A 14690-nucleotide genomic window follows, 5' to 3' on the forward strand; every position below is an offset into this window, starting at 1 on the left:
CCAGCACGGTCAGCGTCGGCGACGCCGGCGCCGAGCGCACCATCACCAATGTCGCGGCGGGGCGGCTCTCGGCGACCTCGACCGACGCGGTGAACGGCTCGCAGCTCTTCGCCACCAACACGGCGGTCGACGACGTCGCCAGCCAGATCACCGACGTCACCGGCCAGCTGACGCATTACTACAGCGTCAACGACGGCGGCACCCAGGGCGCCAACTACGACAATGACGGCGCCACCGGCACCAATTCGCTGGCGGCCGGTGTCGCGGCCAGCGCGACGGCGGCGGATGCGACGGCGCTCGGTGCCAACAGCTCGGCGACCAATGCGGGCGACGTGGCCCTGGGCTCCGGCTCGGCCACGGCGGCTGCGGTCGGCACGGCCAGCGCGACGATCGCCGGCACGACCTACAGCTTCGCCGGCACCACGCCGGCCAGCGCGGTCAGCGTCGGTGCGGCGGGTGCGGAGCGCACAATCACCAACGTCGCGGCGGGTCGGATCGCCATCGACTCCACCGAAGCGGTGAACGGCAGCCAGCTCTTCGCCACCAACACCTCGGTCGACACGCTGAACACCAAGGTCGACAACATCAGCACCGGCGGCGGGATCAAGTACTTCCACGCCACCTCGACCCTGGCGGACAGCCAGGCGACGGGGACGGACAGCACCGCCGCCGGGCCCGAGGCCGTGGCCTCGGTGACGGACGGTGTCGCGGTCGGCCATGGTGCGACTGCGGGGGCGAATGCGGGTGACGTCGCTCTCGGCTCGGGCTCGACGACGGCGGCTGTGGTCGGCACGGCCAGCGCCACCATCGCCGGCACGACCTACGCCTTCGCCGGCACCACGCCGACCAGCACGGTCAGCGTCGGCGCGCCGGGGGCGGAGCGGACGATCACCAACGTCGCGGCGGGCCGGATCGCGGGCGACTCCACCGACGCGGTGAACGGCAGCCAGCTCTTCGCCACCAACACGGCGGTGGACAGCGTCGCCAACGAGGTGACGACCATCACCGGCCAGCTGACGCACTACTACAGCGTCAACGACGGCGGCACCCAGGGCGCGAACTACGACAATGACGGCGCCACCGGCACCAACTCGGTGGCGGCCGGCGTCGGGGCCAGCGCGACCGCGGCGGATGCGACGGTGCTCGGCGCCAACGCCTCGGCCGGCAACGCGGGTGATGTCGCGCTGGGTTCCGGCTCGGTCACGGCGGCCGCGGTCGGCACCGCCAGCGCGACCATCGCCGGCACCACCTACAGCTTCGCCGGCACCGCGCCGGCCAGCACGGTCAGCGTCGGCAGCGCCGGTGCCGAGCGGACCATCACCAATGTCGCGGCGGGGCGGCTCTCGGCGACCTCGACCGACGCGGTGAACGGCAGCCAGCTCTTCGCCTCCAACCAGGCGATCGACAACGTCGCCAGCCAGATCACGGATGTGAACGGCCAGCTGACGCACTACTACAGCGTGAACGACGGCGGCACCCAGGGGTCGAACTACGACAACCGCGGCGCCACCGGCACCAACTCGCTGGCGGCCGGCGTCGGCGCCAGCGCCACGGCGGCGAACGCCACCGCGGTCGGCAACGGCTCGCAGGCGCTGGCCGCCTCGACCGTGGCCATCGGCGACACCACCACGGTGGCGGCCGCGGCCGGCACGGGCTCGGTCGCCATCGGCCACAACTCCCAGGTGCTGGGCGGCACCGGGGCGGTGGCGATCGGTGAAGGCCAGACGGTGAGCGGCGACGGCGCGGTGGCGATCGGCGATCCGAACACCGTCACCGGCACCGGTGCCGTGGGCATGGGCGCCAACAACACGGCGGACGGCACCGGCGCACTGGCCATCGGCAGCGCCAACACCGCGACGGGCCAGGGCTCGATCGCGCTGGGCAATGCCAGCAACGCCACTGGCGCCGGCTCGCTCGCCTTCGGCGACGCGGCTTCGGCCGGCAACGCCGGCGATGTGGCGCTGGGCTCCGGCTCGGTGACCGGGGCGGCGGTCGGCACGGCCGGCACGACCATCGCCGGCACGAACTACAGCTTCGCGGGCACGGCGCCGACCAGCACGGTCAGCGTCGGTGCGCCGGGCGCCGAGCGCACCATCACCAACGTGGCGGCCGGGCGGCTCTCGGGTACCTCCACCGATGCGGTGAACGGCAGCCAGCTCTTCGCCACCAACCAGGCGGTCGACAGCATCGCGACCACGGCCAATGCCGGCTGGAACCTCAGCGCGGATGGCGGGACGACCAGCCAGAACATCGCGCCGGGCGGCACCGCGAGCTTCGCGGCGGGCAGCAACACCACGGTCAGCCGCACCGGCTCGACCATCACCTACGGCGTGGTGGCCGACCCGAGCTTCAACTCGGTGACGGTGGGCGGCACCTCGATCACCACCGATGGGCTGACCATCGCCGGCGGGCCGAGCATCACCTCGACCGGGATCAATGCCGGCGGCCGGACGATCACCAATGTGGCGCCGGGCGTGGGCGGCACCGATGCGGTGAACGTCAACCAGTTGAACGAGATCGGCGATGTCGCCAATGCCGGCTGGAACCTGCAGGCGAACGGCGACACCGCGACCAAGGTGGCGCCGGGCGGCACGGTGCAGTTCCTGAACGGGCAGAACATCGCGGTCACCCGGACCGGCACGGACATCACCGTGGCGACCACGCCGGCCCTGACCGCGGACAGCCTGACCCTGACCAGCGGCCAAGTGTTCGACGCCGCGGGCCTGAACATGAACGGCACCGGCATTACCGGCTTGGCGCCGGGCGCGGTGAACTCGACCTCGACCGACGGGATCAACGGCTCGCAGCTCTACGGCGTGTCGCAGAGCATCGCGACGCATCTCGGCGGCGACTCGACGGTCAATCCGGACGGCACCATCACCGGCCCGACCTACAATGTGCAGGGCAACAACTACACCACGGTGACCGACGCCTTCGACGCGGTCGATGGCAACCTGACCACCATCAACAATCAACTGACCAACATCAACAACGGCGCCGGGATCAAGTACTTCCACGCCAACTCGACCCTGGCCGACAGCCAGGCGGTCGGCACGGACAGCGTCGCGGTCGGGCCGACGGCCGTGGCCTCGGTGCAGGACGGCATCGCCATCGGCCATGGTGCTGCGGCCGGCGCCAATGCGGGCGACGTCGCCCTCGGCGCCGGCTCGACGACCGCGGCCGCGGTGGCCACCGCGGGCGCCACGATCGCCGGCAAGGACTACAGCTTCGCCGGGGCGACCCCGACCAGCACGGTCAGCGTCGGCGCGCCGGGGGCGGAGCGGACCATCACCAATGTCGCGGCGGGTCGCCTCTCGGCGGACTCGACCGACGCGGTGAACGGCAGCCAACTCTTCGCCACCAACTCGGCGGTCAACGTCCTGGGCACCCAGGTCGGCAACGGCGGCATCGGCCCGGTGCAGTACAGCAACCCCGACTCGCCGACGACCCCGAACGGCGGCACGCCGACATTCGACCTGACCCTGGTGGGCGAGGACTCCGGGCCGGTCAAGCTGCACAATGTCGACAAGGGCGTGGTGTCCTCGACCTCGACCGACGCCATCAACGGCTCGCAGCTCTTCGGCACGGCGCAGAGCATCACCAACGTGCTCGGTGGCGGGTCGACAGTGAACCCGGACGGCACCATCACCGGGCCGACCTTCTTGGTGCAGGGCAGCAGCTACACCACAATCTACGACGCCGTCGGGGCCGTGAACGACAGCCTGACCAACATCAACAACGGCGGCGGCATCAAGTACTTCCACGCCAACTCGACCCTGGCCGACAGCCAGGCGGTCGGCACGAACTCCGTGGCGATCGGGCCGGCGAGCATAGCGAACGGCGAGGACAGCTTCGCCGCGGGCAACGGGGCGACCACGGCGGCGGGGGCGACAGGTGCTGTCGCGTTGGGCAGTTCCGCCTCCGCCGGCGCCTCCGGCGCCACGGCGTTGGGCCAGGGGGCGACCGCGACCAACGCCAACGACGTAGCGCTGGGCGCGGGCTCGAAGACCGCGGCCGCGGTCGGCACCTCCAGCGCCTCGTTCAACAACTTCACGCTCGAGGGCTTCGCCGGGACCAACCCGACCAGCACGGTCAGCGTGGGCGATGTCGGCGCCGAGCGCACCATCACCAATGTGGCGGCGGGGCAGATCACGTCGACCTCGACCGACGCGATCAACGGCTCGCAGCTCTACTCGCTGGCGTCGGTGGTCGACAACTCGATCAACGGCGGGGCAGGCATCAAGTACTTCCACGCCAACTCGACCCTGGCGGACTCCGCGGCCACCGGCACCAACAGCACCGCCATCGGCCCGGCCTCGACCGCCAGCGCCAGCAACGCGATCTCGATGGGCAACGGCGCCAGCGCGTCCGCCAACAACGCGATCGCGATCGGCGCCGGGGCGCAGGCGACCAAGGCCAATTCGCTGGCCCTGGGCGCAGGCTCCACGACCATGGCGAACCTGTCCGACGCGGCCTACGCGCCGGTGGTGGGGGCCACCACCGCCGGGGTGGCGACGGGCGAGGTCTCGGTCGGCTCGTCGGGGGCGGAGCGCCGCATCACCAACGTCGCCGCCGGCTCGGCCGCGACCGATGGGGTCAATGTGAGTCAGCTGACGGCCCTGGCGAATGTGTCGGTGAAGTACGACACCGACGGATCCGGCAACCTCACCAACCGGATCACGCTGCAGGGTGGAAACCCGAACGCGCCGGTCACCATCGGCAATGTCGCGCCGGGCGTGAACGGCACCGATGCGGTGAATGTCGACCAGCTGAACGGCGCCTTCGACTCGCTCAATGGCAAGATCAAGCAGGCGCGGCGGGAGGCCTGGCAGGGAGCCGCGATCGGCATCGCCGCGTCGTCGCTGCAGTTCGACACCCGTCCGGGCAAGGTCAGCGCTTCGATGGGCGGCGGCATGTGGCGCGAGCAGGGGGCCCTGGCCCTCGGCCTCGGTTACACCGCCGAGTCCGGCCGGGTCCGCGTGAACGCCCGGGCCGTCACGAGCGGCGACGACTGGGGTGGCGGCATCGGCGTCTCCTTCACCTTCAACTGAGGGTGATGCCGATGCGGCTGGCAGGGCTCCTGTTCGCGGCGCTGGCGGTGGCGGCGACGTCCGGGACGGCTTTCGCGGTGGGCTGGGTGCAGTTGCCCGGCGGCTATGCCGTGAAGCCCTCGGAGGTCGCCATCCCCGACGGCGAGGAGCTCGGCCAGTACCGGCGGGTGGTGCAGCCGTTCAAGAACTGGACCCTGATCTGCGACGAGAGCCTGAAGTCGAAGCGTCGGGTCTGCAACCTGACCCAGTCGATCGTCGACCAGCGCGGGTCGCCCGTCTTCAACTGGTCATTCGTGGCCACGGCGGACGGCAAGCCCCTGGTGGTGATGCGGGTGCCGGCGGCGCTCGGCATCGGGCAGCAGATCGGGCTGGCGCTGGGCGACAAGCCGGACCGGATCGTCGCTCAGACCGACCAATGCGACGGGGCGTTCTGCACCGCCACGATCGCGATCGGCCGGATGCTGCGGCGGCACATCCAGGCCGGCACCGACTGCATCGTCTCCTACACGCTTCCGGGCGCGGGCGACGTGACGTTCCAGGCTCCCCTCGAAGGCCTGTTCACGGCCCTCGCGGTGATGAAATGACCCTGGCGCCCTGTCGGGCGCCTTTCAGAGAAGGATGAGATCCGATGCGACTGATCAAGACTCTACTTCTGGGGACCGTCTCGGTCGCGATCATTGCCGGCGCTGTGGTGGCGTTCGATCTGATCGGCTTTGCCCAGCTGCCGGCCCAGGCGGCGGATGCGAAGAAGCCGGCGGCGGAGGCACCGAAGGCACAGGAACAGGCGGCCCCGACCCAGCCGCCGGCGGCTCAGACCCAGCAGTCGGCCGCTGCGGCCCCCGGGGTGCAAAGCTCCGTCTTCGAGGAGCACGCGAAACAGGCCAAGCTCGGGGCCTGCGCCAACATCTTCAACGTCCTGGGGCGCGGCGTCGCCGCCGATGCGAGCTACACCGCGCAGACCCAATGGGACACCAAGGCAGCCGACGCGCACTCGGTTGAATCCCTGATCGCGCTCACCGGAAATCCGGCGACACAGGAGCTGCCTGCGGCCGGCCTGGTGTTCACAGCCCCGGTCGGGCGGTCCTGCGAGGGGGCACTGGTGCGGGTGACGCCGGTCAAGGCGACCTGCCTGGCCGTGGCCAGCCAGCTCATGACCCAGGAGAAGGGCCAGACCGGCATGCTCGGCGATCTGCCGCTGGTGTCGCTGCCCAACGGCGCACGGGTCGTCCTGGTGCCGTTTGAGAACAACTGCGTCGCGATGACGAGCATTCGGGCCGCCGGCTGATGGAGCGCCCGTGGCCGCGATAGGCAGGATCAGGGAGATGAAGATGATTCGACCGATCATTCTGGTTCTAGCCGCCTGGACCTGTCTCGCCGCCACGGCCGGGGCGGCCGATCCGCCCCTCGCGCCGGCGCCGGCCGTGGTCGAGACGATCGATACCAACCGCAGCTACCTGGTGTTCTTCGACTTCGACAGCTCGAGTCTGACCCCGGAAGCCAAGCAGGTCGTGGCCTCGGCCGCGGCCAGTGCGCTGCAGGGCGAGACCACCCGCATCGACGTCACCGGTCACACCGACCGTTCGGGCTCGGTCCAGTACAACCAGGCTCTCTCGGTTCGTCGTGGCGAGTCGGTCCGTCGCGAACTGGTTGCCGACGGCGTTGCCGACAGCCTGATCGCGGTCAGGGGCGTCGGCGAGTCCGATCCGCTCGTCCCGACCGCCGACGGCGTCCGCGAGCCGCAGAACCGTCGCGTCGTGATCGTCCTGTCACCGACCGGGCCGGCGGCCGAGCAGAACTCCGGGATGAGGGGGATCTGGGGCGCCATCGCCTATTCGGTGCCGGACCAGAAGCGGGGCTTCTTCTGGGGCGCCGACAAGGCGGATGAGGCGCAGGAGATCGCCCTGCGGCACTGCGTGCACCGGGGCGGCCAGGACTGCAAGGTCGTCTCCCTGTTCCGCAACCACCGCCACTGGACCGACGACGACAAGAGCGGCTTCCCCTATGAGCATTGCGCCGCCCTGGCGGTCGGGACGGCCCCCGCCGCCGGCCGGCCGGCCTTCTGGGGCGCCGCCTCGGCCGAGACCCGCCGGCAGGCCGAGGAGAAGGCGACCGCGATCTGCGGCGGCGACGCCAATGAGTGCCGGATCCCCGAATGGGTCTGCACCTGAGCCGACACCGCATCCGAAAAGACCGTCCGTCCAACCAGATCAGGCAGCTGAGACCCTCTGATGCTCCCCGTTTCCGCCCTGCCGTCGATGAACGTGCTCCTGGCGACGCCCTGCTACATCTCGGCCGTCTCGATGAACTACGTGACCAGCCTGTTCGAGTTCACCCATGAGGCGATCCGGCTGGGGCTGAACTCGTCCCTGCACATGCGCTCGGAGAGCCTGGTCACCCGCGGCCGCAACGAGATCGTCAAGTTCTTCCTGATGAACGAGCGGTACACGCATCTGTTCTGGATCGATTCCGACATCGTGTTCAAGCCGGCGGACGCGATCCGCCTGCTGCTGTCGGACCACGACGTCGCCGCCGGGATCTACCCGATCAAGCGCTTCAACTGGCCGCAGCAGGGCGTGCCCGCCGGCACGACGAAGGAATCCTTCGAGACGCGGTACACCGACTATCCGTTCAACCCGGTCGGCCTCGGCTCCGAACCGCTGGCCAAATTCGTCGGCGAGGAGGGCTTCATCGAAGTGGCCGAGGCACCGACCGGGTTCATGGTGATCAAGCGGCATGTGTTCAGCCGGCTGATGCAGCACTACCCGCAGCTCAACTACATGCCCGACGGGCCGCCGAACAACCCGGAGGCGCCGTTCTACTGGCTGTTCTTCGACTGCATGGTGGACCCCGACACCAACCGCTACCTGTCGGAGGACTACGCCTTCTGTCGCCGCTGGCGGGACATCGGCGGCAAGGTCCACGCCGATCTCCAATCCGACCTCGGGCATCTCGGCCAGCACATGTTCCGCGGCAATTTCGCCGAGAGCGTCAGGCTGCGGGCCCATGATCCGGGGAACGGGCCGCGGAAATGACGCGAGGGCCGAGGCCCGGAGTGCTCTCGACGCGTCGGTTGGGCTCGCAAGCGGCACGGCTTTGCGGGCATTGTGTCGGGCTGTCCTCGTCACCGGTCTGACCGGTTTGCCATCCCGTCACATGGTCCCGCAACCGGTGGGCCGGATGCGGCTGCCACGCCGCGACGACTGGCCGGATCGCGCACCGATCATAGAAATTCGAAGCAGGGGATCGAAGCTCTTCCAGACGCTTGTCGCATCGGGAGGAGGCTGTGGCGTGGAAACGGCGACGCACGGAGGTCGCGGCTTCAAACTGAAATGGCTCCCTGGACTGGACTCGAACCAGTGACCCGCTGATTAACAGTCAGCTGCTCTACCAACTGAGCTACCAGGGAACACGAGCGCCGGATCGCTCCGGGCTGTCGGTGGCGCGGCTTATAGCAACCTCGCCCCGCCCTGCCAAGCCTCACCTGCATCCTCGATCATACTTTTTGGGGATGCTGGTCCGGCCGGGATGTCGGGCGGGCCGTTTGGAGGCGCGAGCCGGAATCGAACCGGCGTGCACGGATTTGCAGTCCGCTGCTTGACCACTCAGCCATCGCGCCCCGACGGCGGCCCCCGTATATCGTCCGCCGAGAAGCAGGGTCAAGGACGAACGCGCGGAACTTTCGATGCCGCTGATGCGGCCGCCACGGCCGAGCGGCATCAGAGCGATTGTGTTGCGGGCGCGAAGGCCGATATAACCGCTGCGTTTGAGCGCGCGGCGGCCGCCCGGCCGCTGCGCCTCGCTGTTCTCAGAGTGCGGAATCCCATGGTCGACTACGCAGCCGCCCGCCTGAACATGGTCGAAGGGCAGATCAAGCCCAACAAGGTCGTCGACCAGGCCCTGATCGACGCGATGATGGCCGTCCCGCGCGAACGCTTCGTGCCGGCCGACCGGCGCGGCGTCGCCTATGTCGACCAGGATGTGGCGATCGGCGGCGGCCGGGTGCTGATGGAGCCGCGGGTTCTCGGCCGGCTGCTGAACGACGCCCGGATCACGCCGGACAGCCGGGTGCTGATCGTCGGCGCCGGCACCGGCTACAGCGCCGCGATTGTTGCCCGCCTCGCCGCCAAGGTGGTGGCGCTGGAGGAGGACAAGGCGCTGCTCGGCACCGCGCGTGGGGCGCTGTCCGAGCTCGGCGTCCAGGGTGCCGCGCTGGTCGAGGGGCGGCTGGCGGAGGGCCGGCAGGCCGAAGGGCCCTACGACGTCATCCTGATCGACGGCGCGGTGGCGGAGGTGCCGGCGGCGCTGATCGCGCAGCTGGCGCCCGGCGGCCGCCTGCTCACGGTGGTGGATGACGGCGACGGTGTCGGCCGTGCTATGCTGGTCAGCGCGGTCGATGGAGTCGCGTCGCAGCGCCCGCTGTTCGACGCGACGACGGCGACCCTACCGGGCTTCGAGCGCAAGCCGGCCTTCCAGTTCTGAGCGTGGCGGGGCATCGGGTGCAGCAGTTCGAGATCGACGTGGCGACCTTGGCGGATTGGCGGCGCGACGGCACCGGGCATGTGCTGGTCGATGTGCGCGAGCCGCAGGAGCTGGCGGTGTGCCGGGTCGAGGGTTCGCTCGACATCCCGATGGGCGAGCTCCCGGGCCGGCTGGATGAGATTCCGGGCGATCGCCCGGTGGTCGTCATGTGTCACCACGGGGGGCGCAGCGCGCAGGTGGTGCGGTGGCTTTCGGCGAGGGGCATGGACAACGCGGTCAATCTGCGCGGGGGCATCGATGCCTGGGCGTGCGAGATCGATCCAACCATGGGACGGTATTGACGATGACACGATTTGGACGGTTCGGGCTCTCCACCGCGGTCCTGTCCGCGGCGCTGATGCTGGGCACCGCCCCGGCCTCGGCGCAGTCGATGACCGAGGCGCTGGCGTCGGCCTACGCCACCAACCCGGATCTGGCCTCCGACATCGCCAATCTGAAGGCGGTCAATGAAGGTGTGGCGCAGGCCCTGTCCGGCTACCGACCGGATGTCAGCGCCACCGCCAGCATCCAGAGCCAGTTCACCAATACGACGAGCGACTCCAGGCCGCCCGCTGCGGGCCTTATCGGCCAACTCCAGGGCGGCAGCGGCCGGAGCGGCGATCCCCTGTCCGCCGGCGGCCGCGAGGGCTACTGGCATGAGGTCAACCCGGCCACGCTCGGCATCACGGTCACCCAGAACATCTACAACGGCGGCCAGACCCAGGCGTCGGTCAACCAGGCCGAGAACACGGTCATGGCGACCCGCGCCGTCGTCCAGACCACCGAGCAGACGGTGCTGCTGGACGCCGCGACGGCCTATGCCGACGTGGTCCAAAACCAGTCGGCACTCGACGTGCAGCGCAACAACGAGGCGGTGCTGCGCCGGCAGTTGCAGGCGACCCAGGACCGGTTCAATGTCGGCGAGGTGACCCGCACCGATGTCAGCCAGGCCGAAGCCAGCCTGGCCAGCGCCGTTGCCGGCCGGGTGGAGGCGGAGGGCACGCTGCGCGCCAGCCGCGCCACTTTCGAGCGCTTCATCGGCCAGCCGCCGGGGACGCTGGAGACGCCGGCGGTGCCGGCCGGGCTGCCGTCCTCGATGCAGGACGCGATCCAGAAGGCCCAGGCGAACTATCCGGGCATCGTCGCGGCGGTGTTCACCGAGCGCGCCGCGGCCGACAACATCGACCTGCAGTTCGGCGCGCTGCTGCCGTCGATCGACGTGCAGGCGCGGATCCAGCGGCAGTATTCGACCGTCTCCCATCCGCAGTCGACCACCGGGGCGCAGAATCGCATCGATTCCGCCTCGATCGTGGCCCAGTTGACCATCCCGCTGTACTCGCAGGGCAACCAGGAATCCCTGGTGCGCCAGGCGCGCTACACCCATGGCCAGCGCCGCATCCAGATCGAATCGCAGCGCCGCATCGCGATCCAGGGCGCGGTGCAGGCTTGGCAGGCGCTGGTGACGGCGCGCGCCGCGATCAAGTCCTTCCAGGCCGCGGTCAGGGCCGAGGAGCTGGCGGTGGAAGGCCTGCAGCAGGAAGCGCAGGTCGGGTCGCGCACCGTGCTCGACGTGCTGACCGAGCAGCAGAACCTGCTCAACGCCCAGCTCAGCCTGGTGCAGGCGCGGCGCAACGAGGTGGTCGCCGGCTACCAGCTGCGCAACGCGACCGGCACCCTGACCGCGCAGGACATGGGCCTGGCGGTCAAGGTCTACGATCCGGAGCCGGACTATCAGAAGACCCGCGCCCGCTGGTTCGGGACGTCGGTCGACGAGTGAAGACCGCTTCTCCCGGCATGGGGGAAGGTGCGTGTCCTGTCATTGCCGTCCTCGGACTTGATTCGAGGATTGACCCGGCAATCCGGAGGGTGTCGACACTCTCCGGATGTCCGGATCAAGCCCGGGCACGATATTGCAGTGGAAGTGGAAGACGACCGAGAGGATGAGCGAGACGCGGGCACAGCAGGAGCCGTCGATGGAGGAGATCCTGGCCTCCATCCGGCGCATGATCACCGAGGACGATCCGGCGCGCGGCCGGGCCGCCCCGATCGATGCTGCGCGGGCCCAGCCGTCCGCCGCGCCGGCCGATGACGACGTGCTGGAACTGACCGAGGCGCTGGACGATCCGCGGCCGGCCGCTCCTCCGCCGCCGCCTGCCGAAGCTGCGGCCGCGGAGGACGAGTCCGTGGTCTCGCCGGCCAGCGCCAGCGCCGCGCTGGCGGCCCTGGCCCGGCTGAACGCCGCGGCCCCGCCGCCGGCGGCGGTGCACAAGAGCCAGCCGGTGGACGATCTGGTGCGCGAATTGCTGCGGCCGATGCTGAAGGAATGGCTCGACGCCAACCTGCCGCGGCTGGTCGAGCAGGCGGTCGAGCGGGAGGTATCCCGCATCGCCAGCGGCGCCGTACGGCGCTGATCCGCCCCTCCGCTTCACCGCTCCATCGTCAAGAATTCAAAGATACGGAAGGTTCAGCCATGCTGGACAAGACTTACGGGCCGCGCGAGGTCGAGGCCAAGCTCTATCCCGAATGGGAGAACAGCGGCGCCTTCGCCAACAACGTCCATTCGAACGCGGCGCCCTTCACCATCATGATGCCGCCGCCGAACGTCACCGGCGACCTGCATATGGGCCATGCCTTCACCTTCACCTTGCAGGACGTGCTGACGCGGTTCAACCGGCGGCGCGGCCGCGACGCGCTGTGGCAGCCCGGCACCGACCATGCCGGCATCGCCACCCAGATGGTGGTCGAGCGCGAACTGGCGAAGGAGGGCATCAAGCGCCAGGACCTCGGCCGCGACGGCTTCCTGGAGCGGGTCTGGGACTGGAAGGCGCAGTCCGGCGGCGCCATCACCAGCCAGCTCCGCCGCCTCGGCGCCACCCCGAACTGGTCGCGCGAGCGCTTCACCATGGACGAGGGCCTGTCCCGCGCCGTGGTCAAGGTGTTCGTGCAGCTGCACCGCGAGGGCCTGATCTACCGCGACAAGCGGCTGGTGAACTGGGACCCGAAGCTGCGCACCTCGGTCTCCGACCTCGAGGTCGAGCAGAAGGAGACCAAGGGCCATCTCTGGCATTTCCGCTACCCGATCGAGGGCGAGGAGGGGCGGTTCATCACCGTCGCCACCACGCGGCCGGAGACGATGCTGGGCGACACCGCCGTCGCCGTGCATCCGGACGATGAGCGCTACAAGGACCTGGTCGGCAAGAACGTCATCCTGCCGCTGGTCGGCCGCCGCATCCCGATCGTGGCCGACGCGTATTCCGACCCCGAGAAGGGCTCGGGCGCGGTGAAGATCACCCCGGCGCACGACTTCAACGACTTCGAGGTCGGCCGCCGCCACGACCTGCCGCTGATCAACATCCTCGACGAGGAGGCGCGGCTGAACGATGAGGTGCCGGAGGCCTATCGCGGCCTGGACCGGTACGAGGCGCGCAAGCGCGTGGTCGCCGATCTCGAGGCGCTGGGCCTGGTCGAGACCATCGAGGACCATGTCCATGCGGTGCCGCATGGCGACCGCGGCGGCGTGCCGATCGAGCCGTACCTGACCGAGCAGTGGTATCTGAAGGCCGAGGTGCTGGCGAAGCCGGCGATCGAATCGGTGGAGCAGGGCCGCACCGTGCTGCTGCCAAAGATGGCCGAGAGCATCTTCTTCGAGTGGATGCGCAACATCCAGCCCTGGTGCATCAGCCGGCAACTGTGGTGGGGCCATCAGATCCCGGCCTGGTACGGGCCGGACGGCACGATCTTCGTCGAGGAGAGCGAGGCCGAGGCCAAGGCGGCGGCCGAGACCCAATACGGCGAGGCGGTCGAGCTGCGGCGCGAGACCGACGTGCTCGACACCTGGTTCTCCTCCGCCCTGTGGCCGTTCTCGACCCTGGGCTGGCCGGACCGGACGCCGGAGCTGCAGCGCTACTACCCCGGCGACGTGCTGGTCACGGGCTTCGACATCATCTTCTTCTGGGTCGCCCGGATGATGATGATGGGCATCCATTTCATGGACGAGGTGCCGTTCCGCACCGTGTACTTCCACTCCCTGGTCCGGGACGAGAAGGGCCAGAAGATGTCGAAGTCCAAGGGCAACGTCATCGACCCGCTGGAGCTGGTGGACCGCTACGGCGCCGACGCGCTGCGCATGACCCTGGTGTCGCTGGCCGCCGGCCGCGACATCAAGCTCGGGCCGCAGCAGGTCGAAGGCTATCGCAACTTCGCCACCAAGCTGTGGAACGCGGCCCGCTTCTGCGAGATGAACGAGTGCCGGCCGGTGCCCGGCTACGACCCGGCGGCGAACACGCTGACGCTGAACCGCTGGATCGTCGGCGAGGTGGCGAAGACGGCGGAGAAGGCGGCTGCGGCGCTGGAGGGCTTCCGCTTCAGCGAGGCGGCGCAGGTGCTGTACCAGTTCACCTGGGCCGGCTTCTGCGACTGGTACCTGGAATTCGCCAAGCCGGTGTTCTCGGGCACCGATGAGGCCGCCAAGGCCGAGACTCGCGCCACCACCGCCTGGGCGCTGGAGCAGATCCTGCACCTGCTCAACCCGATCATGCCGTTCGAGACGGAGGAGCTGTGGCGGCATCTCGCGGATCGCGGCGGCGCCACGCTGTTGACCCAGCCCTGGCCGGACTACCCGGCCGGTCTGGTCGACCCGCGGGCGGCGGCCGAGATGGACTGGGTGATCCGGCTGATCTCGGCGGTCCGCACCATCCGGTCGGAGATGAACGTGCCGCCGGCGGCCGAGCTGACGGCGACGCTGCGCGACGCCTCGGCGGAGACTAGGCGCCGGCTCGACACCCATGGCGCGCTGATCCGCCGCCTGGCCCGGCTGGCCGCGATCGAGCCGTCGGAGGCGGTGCCGGAGAAGGGCGCCGCCCAGGCGGTGATCGACGAGGCGACGCTGGTGCTGCCGCTGGCCGGGATCATCGATCTCGACAAGGAGCGGGCGCGTCTGACCAAGGAGATCGAGAAGAACGCGTCCGAGGTCGAGAAGATCGACCGCAAGCTCGGCAACGCCCAGTTCCTGGAGAAGGCGCCGGACGATGTGGTCGAGGAGCAGCGCGAGCGCCGGGCCGAGGCGCAGGCTGCGATCGAGAAGCTGCGGCAGGCGCTGGCCCGCGTCTCGGGCTGACCTCT

General features: G+C 69.7%; 10 protein-coding genes and 2 tRNA genes. 10 read left to right on the top strand and 2 right to left on the bottom strand.

Annotated features, from left to right (window positions below; all coding sequences use genetic code 11):
* The 5 genes from ACTOWL_RS01730 to ACTOWL_RS01750 form a co-directional block, all read left to right on the top strand.
* The coding region (locus ACTOWL_RS01730; protein ID WP_441319459.1) for a beta strand repeat-containing protein at positions 1-5051 on the top strand (5051 nt) is incomplete at its 5' end.
* Between the two features lie 11 nt (positions 5052-5062).
* Complete coding sequence (locus ACTOWL_RS01735; protein WP_441319460.1) at positions 5063-5635, top strand: invasion associated locus B family protein; 573 nt, start codon at positions 5063-5065, stop codon at positions 5633-5635.
* Between the two features lie 44 nt (positions 5636-5679).
* Positions 5680-6336 carry a hypothetical protein gene (locus ACTOWL_RS01740; RefSeq protein ID WP_441319461.1) on the top strand — a complete coding sequence of 219 codons (657 nt, stop codon included), beginning with the start codon at positions 5680-5682 and terminating at the stop codon, positions 6334-6336.
* A gap of 43 nt (positions 6337-6379) precedes the next feature.
* Positions 6380-7219 (top strand): OmpA family protein, encoded by an 840-nt coding sequence (locus ACTOWL_RS01745; RefSeq protein ID WP_441319462.1) that lies wholly within the window; start codon positions 6380-6382, stop codon positions 7217-7219.
* Between the two features lie 60 nt (positions 7220-7279).
* A complete protein-coding gene (locus ACTOWL_RS01750; protein ID WP_441319463.1) occupies positions 7280-8083 on the top strand; it encodes a hypothetical protein in 804 nt (267 codons plus the stop codon).
* A gap of 298 nt (positions 8084-8381) precedes the next feature.
* Here the strand turns inward: ACTOWL_RS01750 and ACTOWL_RS01755 are convergent.
* Together ACTOWL_RS01755 and ACTOWL_RS01760 are read right to left on the bottom strand one after the other, a co-directional pair.
* Positions 8382-8457 (bottom strand) — tRNA-Asn (locus ACTOWL_RS01755).
* A 136-nt stretch (positions 8458-8593) separates the two neighbouring features.
* A tRNA-Cys gene (locus tag ACTOWL_RS01760) sits at positions 8594-8667 on the bottom strand.
* A gap of 206 nt (positions 8668-8873) precedes the next feature.
* On the opposite strand from ACTOWL_RS01760, the gene ACTOWL_RS01765 reads away from it, so the two are divergent.
* The 5 genes from ACTOWL_RS01765 to ACTOWL_RS01785 all read left to right on the top strand — a co-directional run bounded on the left by ACTOWL_RS01765 (position 8874) and on the right by ACTOWL_RS01785 (position 14685).
* Positions 8874-9530, top strand: a complete 657-nt coding sequence (locus ACTOWL_RS01765; protein ID WP_441319464.1) for a protein-L-isoaspartate O-methyltransferase family protein — start codon at positions 8874-8876, stop codon at positions 9528-9530.
* A 17-nt stretch (positions 9531-9547) separates the two neighbouring features.
* Positions 9548-9871, top strand: coding sequence for a rhodanese-like domain-containing protein (locus ACTOWL_RS01770; RefSeq protein WP_441319465.1), 324 nt, complete (start codon positions 9548-9550; stop codon positions 9869-9871).
* A 2-nt stretch (positions 9872-9873) separates the two neighbouring features.
* Positions 9874-11346 carry a TolC family outer membrane protein gene (locus ACTOWL_RS01775; protein ID WP_441319466.1) on the top strand — a complete coding sequence of 491 codons (1473 nt, stop codon included), beginning with the start codon at positions 9874-9876 and terminating at the stop codon, positions 11344-11346.
* Between the two features lie 163 nt (positions 11347-11509).
* Positions 11510-11980 carry a DUF2497 domain-containing protein gene (locus ACTOWL_RS01780; protein ID WP_441319467.1) on the top strand — a complete coding sequence of 157 codons (471 nt, stop codon included), beginning with the start codon at positions 11510-11512 and terminating at the stop codon, positions 11978-11980.
* A 59-nt stretch (positions 11981-12039) separates the two neighbouring features.
* Entirely contained in the window at positions 12040-14685 is a 2646-nt protein-coding gene (locus ACTOWL_RS01785) for a valine--tRNA ligase (RefSeq protein ID WP_441319468.1), read from the top strand.
* Positions 14686-14690 lie beyond the last annotated feature (5 nt).

The organism is Inquilinus sp. CA228, assembly GCF_052078665.1.
Taxonomy (GTDB): domain Bacteria; phylum Pseudomonadota; class Alphaproteobacteria; order DSM-16000; family Inquilinaceae; genus Inquilinus.

Bases quoted from the DNA above. Each gene is read 5' to 3' on its own strand.
- ACTOWL_RS01735 (WP_441319460.1), top strand. From the start codon at position 5,063: ATGCGGCTGGCAGGGCTCCTGTTCGCGGCGCTGGCGGTGGCGGCGACG.
- ACTOWL_RS01740 (WP_441319461.1), top strand. From the start codon at position 5,680: ATGCGACTGATCAAGACTCTACTTCTGGGGACCGTCTCGGTCGCGATC.
- ACTOWL_RS01745 (WP_441319462.1), top strand. From the start codon at position 6,380: ATGATTCGACCGATCATTCTGGTTCTAGCCGCCTGGACCTGTCTCGCC.
- ACTOWL_RS01750 (WP_441319463.1), top strand. From the start codon at position 7,280: ATGCTCCCCGTTTCCGCCCTGCCGTCGATGAACGTGCTCCTGGCGACG.
- ACTOWL_RS01765 (WP_441319464.1), top strand. From the start codon at position 8,874: ATGGTCGACTACGCAGCCGCCCGCCTGAACATGGTCGAAGGGCAGATC.
- ACTOWL_RS01775 (WP_441319466.1), top strand. From the start codon at position 9,874: ATGACACGATTTGGACGGTTCGGGCTCTCCACCGCGGTCCTGTCCGCG.
- ACTOWL_RS01780 (WP_441319467.1), top strand. From the start codon at position 11,510: ATGAGCGAGACGCGGGCACAGCAGGAGCCGTCGATGGAGGAGATCCTG.
- ACTOWL_RS01785 (WP_441319468.1), top strand. From the start codon at position 12,040: ATGCTGGACAAGACTTACGGGCCGCGCGAGGTCGAGGCCAAGCTCTAT.